This is a genomic window from Buttiauxella gaviniae ATCC 51604, from assembly GCF_001654835.1.
GTDB classification, from domain to species: domain Bacteria; phylum Pseudomonadota; class Gammaproteobacteria; order Enterobacterales; family Enterobacteriaceae; genus Buttiauxella; species Buttiauxella gaviniae.
This window is the reverse complement of record NZ_LXEP01000061.1, coordinates 1-5900: the sequence shown is the minus strand read 5'-3', so window position 1 is coordinate 5900 and position 5900 is coordinate 1. Positions and strand designations below refer to the sequence as shown.

Below are 5900 nucleotides of genomic sequence, written 5' to 3'. Positions count from 1 at the left end.
AAAGGGATGAGTAATGTGACCTTTGCGGTGAGCGGCGTGACCGGGACCACGGTGAGTGCGGTGACGGAAAATAACGGTGTCTACACCGCGACCCTGAAAGGCAGCAGCCCGGGTAGCGCGACGGTCACGGCGAACGCGAACGGCACGGCGGAGAACACCGCCACCGTGACCCTGACGCCGACCCAGGCCCAGCTGGCCGCGTCCGTTAATGCCACGCAGTCGACCCTGACGGCGAGCCCGGCCAGCATTCCGGCGGATTACAGCACCAGCACCACCCTGAGCTTCACGCCGAAGGACAGCAGCGGCAATCCGGTGAAAGGAATGACTAATGTGACCTTTGCGGTGACGGGGGTGACCGGGACCTCGGTGAGTGCGGTGACGGAAAATAACGGTGTCTACACCGCGACCCTGGTAGGCAGCAAGCAGGGTTCCGCCACGGTGACGGCGAAGGCGAACGGCACGGCGGAGAACACCGCCACCGTGACCCTGACGCCGAGCCAGGCCCAGCTGGCCGCGTCCGTTAATGCCACGCAGTCGACCCTGACGGCGAGTCCGGCCAGCATTCCGGCGGATAACACCACCACCACCACCCTGACCTTCACGCCGAAGGACAGTAGCGGTAATCCGGTGAAAGGCCTGAACAACGTGACCTTTACGGTGAGCGATGTGACCGGGACCACGGTAGGCCCGGTCACGGAAAGCAACGGCGTTTACACCGCGACCCTGAAAGGCAGTAGTGGGGGTTCCGCCACGGTAACGGCGAACGCGAACGACACGGCGGAGAACACCACCACCGTGACCCTGACCTATAGTGCCGCCCAGAACGTGGCAGGCGCCACCGCGGGTACCGCAACCGCTCCGACGACACAGCCACCGGCTGACGGCAGCAGTACGACCACCACCACCGTACCGATCACCGGCGCGGACGGTCAGCCCCTGAAAAATACCCCTGTCACCGTGAAGGTGAACGGTACTGACCAGACGGTGACCACCGACAGCAACGGTAACGCCACGCTGACCCTGCCGGCCTCGAACACCCCGGGTAATCAATCCATTCCGGTGGTGTTTAACGGCAGCAGCCAGAACGTGACTGTGACCTACAGCCCGACCCAGGCCCAGCTGTCGGATAGCGTTAATAACGCTAATTCGGATCTGACGCCGAGCCCGACCAGCATTCCGGCGGATAACACCACCACCACCACTCTGACCTTCATACCCCGTGACAGCACCTTTGATGCAGTGGAAGGCCTGAAAAACGTGAACTTTACGGTGAGCGGTGTGACCGGTACAACGATCGGTCCGGTGACGGAAAGCTTCGGCGTCTATACGGCTAAAATGACAGGCAGCACCATGGGTAAGGCCACAGTGACGGCGAACATAGGTAGTAAAGCGGTGACAACCGCCACCGTTGACTTGGTAGGCCAAGTAACATTGAATTTGACGACGAATTATAGCAAGTTATCAGCTACTCCAAATTCAATTGCAACGATGACACTCCGAATGACAGATCAGAGTGGAAATCCAATATTAAACATGGCATCAGCTCTTACCATCATACCGAGCGGGGTTACTAGTACTATAGGAAAGATCAAAGATAAAGGAAACGGAGTTTATACGTTTACTGTTAGCGGCCCTGTTAACAATGGAGGTGGACTTGGTACGACGCCTAATATTTATAGTGTTCAATACAACGATGCTAGCGGCTCATCGTATGATTCAAATAACGCGAATCTCCTCATTGATGAGTATCAATGAGGCTAATGATGTAGCTGCACTTGATTTTTTGTTAATAATTTGATTTCCTCAATTATACATTGAATATATCAAATATGAATTGACAATTATCGATATAAAAACGCCTGATGAAATTCATCAGGCGTTTTTATGGAGTGAGCACTCTAATGATCTCATTAAGAGTGCCCTAAAGTATTTTTATTACCGTTTTTCAGGGTAAGCGTAATTCCAACTTAATGTAGTCATTAAGCCTGTACAGGTAACATAGACGCCCACCTGTGCAGACGGAATCTAGTGGCCTGGCATATTACTATGCGCCTGGTCCAGTGATGACAATCGGAACTCATCGCCTTCATTAATGGCTTCGCCCGTCCTTATCATGAAAAAATGCTAGCTCGCCTGCATATAAATGGTATGTCAGACCGAATCATTTTACTTTGATCATCCCCTGGGCGAGATGCGTCTGGTGAGCAGAGTTTTTGAAATGTAAGCCTTTATTATGAGGCCTGAGTCTTGTCCATATTCATATTTGCAACAGTGCCTCCGACAGAGACTGGCGTCATTTTATAGTATTAATGCCAGTTCAATTAAGATATGAGCCATCAAATGGCGAAGGACCGGAACGCTGACGCCTTATTTTGTGCAGCGTTATGTGTGTTTTTACGCCGGTTGCAGAGCTCACGTACGGCTTGAGATCTTTCTTCCGGAGTTAAGTTGAGCATACGAACAGAGAGTTTCGGTATAGATAAATTAATTATCTATAAACATTTAATATGTTAATTAAATGCAGGTCCATAAAATACACCTGTAATGAAAAAACCCATCCGGGATGGTGCATAAATAAAAATTAACAATATAGCTCTTTTTAATAAGTAAAATTACTCTTTAATTGGAGTCGGATGCTCTTTGACAGAGTGCTGTCATCGTGATATTTTTACATAATGATTGCATGTTATTATTTTTATAAACAAGTTTTATTTTTACTGATCTATTTATATGGGTCGTAGTTTTTTCTTTTTACAGGTCATTGGTGCCTTTCATCAGGTATCCGCCGAATGGACAAAGCGTCATTACCGATAGTGTCATAGTATCAGGATGGTCGCTAATACGACCAGGGGAATAATCACGATGGCGATCCTAAGCCACACTTAATTAATTTAGCATGAAAACTCCCCTCTTAAACTTATTTACATGGAGGTTCTGCTTACGCAGTGGACCGGGGAAATAATTTATTTTTCCAGCAAAGCTAAGCTGATACCAGAACCATGCTCAATGTGCTGGCAGCGAGCCAGTAGCTTCTTGATACCGGGCAGGAATCCGTGCAGTCGTTCAGCAGCAGAGAATAGAGGCCATTGCTGCGTGGCAGTCTGCCAGATTAAGTTTACTGGCCAATGCGGGGATATTAAGTTAATTATCTTAAGGTGGTAGGGAAAATTAACCCATTCAATCAAATTAACATATAAATCAGCAGATACAATAAAAAATTATTTACTAAGGGGTAAGGTCATTTTGGGTTTGACAAAAATCGTATTTGTCGCCCCGATTTTTGATATAAAATATAAATTACCTCGTGTTACTTCTTGACTAAGAAAATGCTCAGTAAAATGAATGTTGTATAGTCGCGAGAGATCTAGTCTTTGGAATGAATACTTACTATTGATATTGAAGGAGGCTTGCTAATTATTTTTTTGTTAATCACTACTAATGCACTATATGGTTTTAATTTTTTTAAAAAATTAACACATCTTACTATTTATTAAATAGATGATACATCACATTGCGTATTTTTCCGCATAAAGACATTTTTCGTGTAAGGGTAATTTATGTCTAATACAACTCGAGATATTGCTCCAGCCCCTGACTTCAGTTTAATCAGCACGTGGTCCAACACTGATTATGATATGCTAACTATCGATCTTGTCAGTCATATGACAAAAGATCAACTTCTGCAAATGCAGCATCCGGAATTGATTCCTACATCTGCAATTAGTGGTTTAACCGAAGAACAAATCCCTGCCCTGGTGAACAATATATCTTTATTTACCTCTGACTGGCTTAATAGTCTCAGCATCTCAGCAATACAGGCGCTTTCCTCCATTCAACTGAACCAGATTAATCCAACTACACTCAGCGCACTGGATACTTCACATCTGTCTGCGTTAACCGCTTCTCAGGTGGGTGCAATGAATAATCTGACAGCGTTAAGTAGTGCTCAATTTGGGGCACTGAATATTTCTGGCATGTCTACCAGTACTGTAAAAAAATGGACGGCAACGCAATATGCAGGGCTGACAGCGCAGCAAATGTCATCTTTGAATAACTCTCAGATGTATGCCACAGCACATCCTAACTGGGTGCCGGAATCAGCAGTCAGCGGAATACTACCGTCGCAGATTGCATCTTTCTCGTCACACTTTAATATTTTTACTGCTTCATGGTTAAATCATCTGACCGTCGACACATGGCAAGCGTTAAACGCTTCACGGCTTAACCAGATCACTGCTGCGACACTCAGCCAACTGGACGATATTCATCTGTCAGCATTAACCGCAGACCAGGTCAGTACGATGAATAATCTTGATAACCTGAGCTCGTCCCAACAAGGGTTAATCAATATTTCCAAGCAATCTGTTGCAACAATTAGCAACTGGACCCCGGCGCAGTATGCCACTCTTTCCGCACAGCAAATTACCTCATTGAGCTCTGAACAAACCCAAGCCCTTCTGCATCCTGAATGGATACCTACAGCTGTTGCCGATGAATTAACGACAAACCAAACCACGTCACTGGGTAATGAATCCGTACAAGTACTGCAACAGCAGACAGCGCTGCCTACAGCGGTTGCCGATACGTCACTGGGTAATGAATCCGTACAAGCACTGCAACAGCAGACAGCGCTGCCTACAGCGGTTGCCGATGGATTAACGGCAGAACAGACCTCGTCACTGGGCAATGAACCCGTACAAGCACTGCAACAGCAGACGTTACAACCTACTGCTGGTACCGATGGAGTAGCGGCAGACCAGACCACGTCACTGGGTAATGAATCCGTACAAGTACTGCAACAGCAGACAGCGCTGCCTACAGCGGTTGCCGATGGATTAACGGCAGAACAGACCTCGTCACTGGGCAATGAACCCGTACAAGCACAGCAACGGCAGACGTTACAACCTACTGCTGGTACCGATGGAGTAGCGGCAGACCAGACCACGTCACAGGGTAATGAACCAGTACAAGCACCGCAGCAGCAAACATCGCTTCCTACAGCGGTTGCCGATGGATTAACGACAGACCAAATCGCAGGCTGGACTAAGGATCAGTATGCAACGCTGTCTGCACAACAAATCACATCATTCAGTAACGCACAAATCCAGGCTCTTCAGCATCCTGAATGGATCCCCGCAGCAGCTGTCGCGGGATTGACAGCAGACCAGCTCCCTGCGATTAATGTCACCGGACTGTCAGCCGCATGGCTCAACAGTCTGAGTCTGCCAGCATTGCAGGCCCTTTCAGCCACTCAGCTAAACCAGATCACTGCCGCCACAGTCAAAGCACTGGACAAAGCCCATTTATCTGCCCTTACTGCCTCACAGGTCAGCACGATGAATAACCTGACCAGCCTGAGTAAAACACAGCTGGGGCTTCTTAATATTTCTGGGCAATCCACCACCCAGATTGCGGGCTGGACTTCGGCACAGTATGCAACCTTGACTGCACAGCAAATCACCTCATTAAGTACTGAACAAATCCAGGCAATTCAGCACCCTGAATTGCTCCCCACTGCGGCTGTCGCGGGGTTAACCGCCGATCAGGTTTCTGCCATTAATGTGAATTTGTCCGGGCTTCCAGTGGCGTGGTTAAACGCGCTCAGCACAACGGCAATCCCGGGGCTGACCGATGTACAGCTTGGGCAGCTCACCGCGGATCAGGTTGCCGGTATGACTAAATTAAGTTCGATGACCTCTGCACAATTTGGTTTGTTAAATATCTCCGGGTTAACAACCTCAACCATTGGGAAATTGAGTCAGACCCTGTACCAGGGGATCACTGCACAGCAGATTAGCTCACTGAGCGTGACGCAAATTAACGCGATGGCACATGCTAATTACATGTCTGATACCGCTGCTGCAGGATTTACCGCCGAGCAGATAGCGGGCTGCACATTT

Annotated in this window: 2 protein-coding genes; both read left to right on the top strand. The window is 48.2% G+C overall.

The window, feature by feature from the left end; genetic code table 11:
- Positions 1–1755 (top strand): beta strand repeat-containing protein (locus M977_RS23340; protein WP_157092133.1); only part of this gene is annotated, 1755 nt, incomplete at its 5' end.
- 1802 nt (positions 1756–3557) lie between these two features.
- Positions 3558–5900: hypothetical protein (locus M977_RS23335; protein ID WP_157092132.1), on the top strand; the 2343-nt coding region annotated here is incomplete at its 3' end.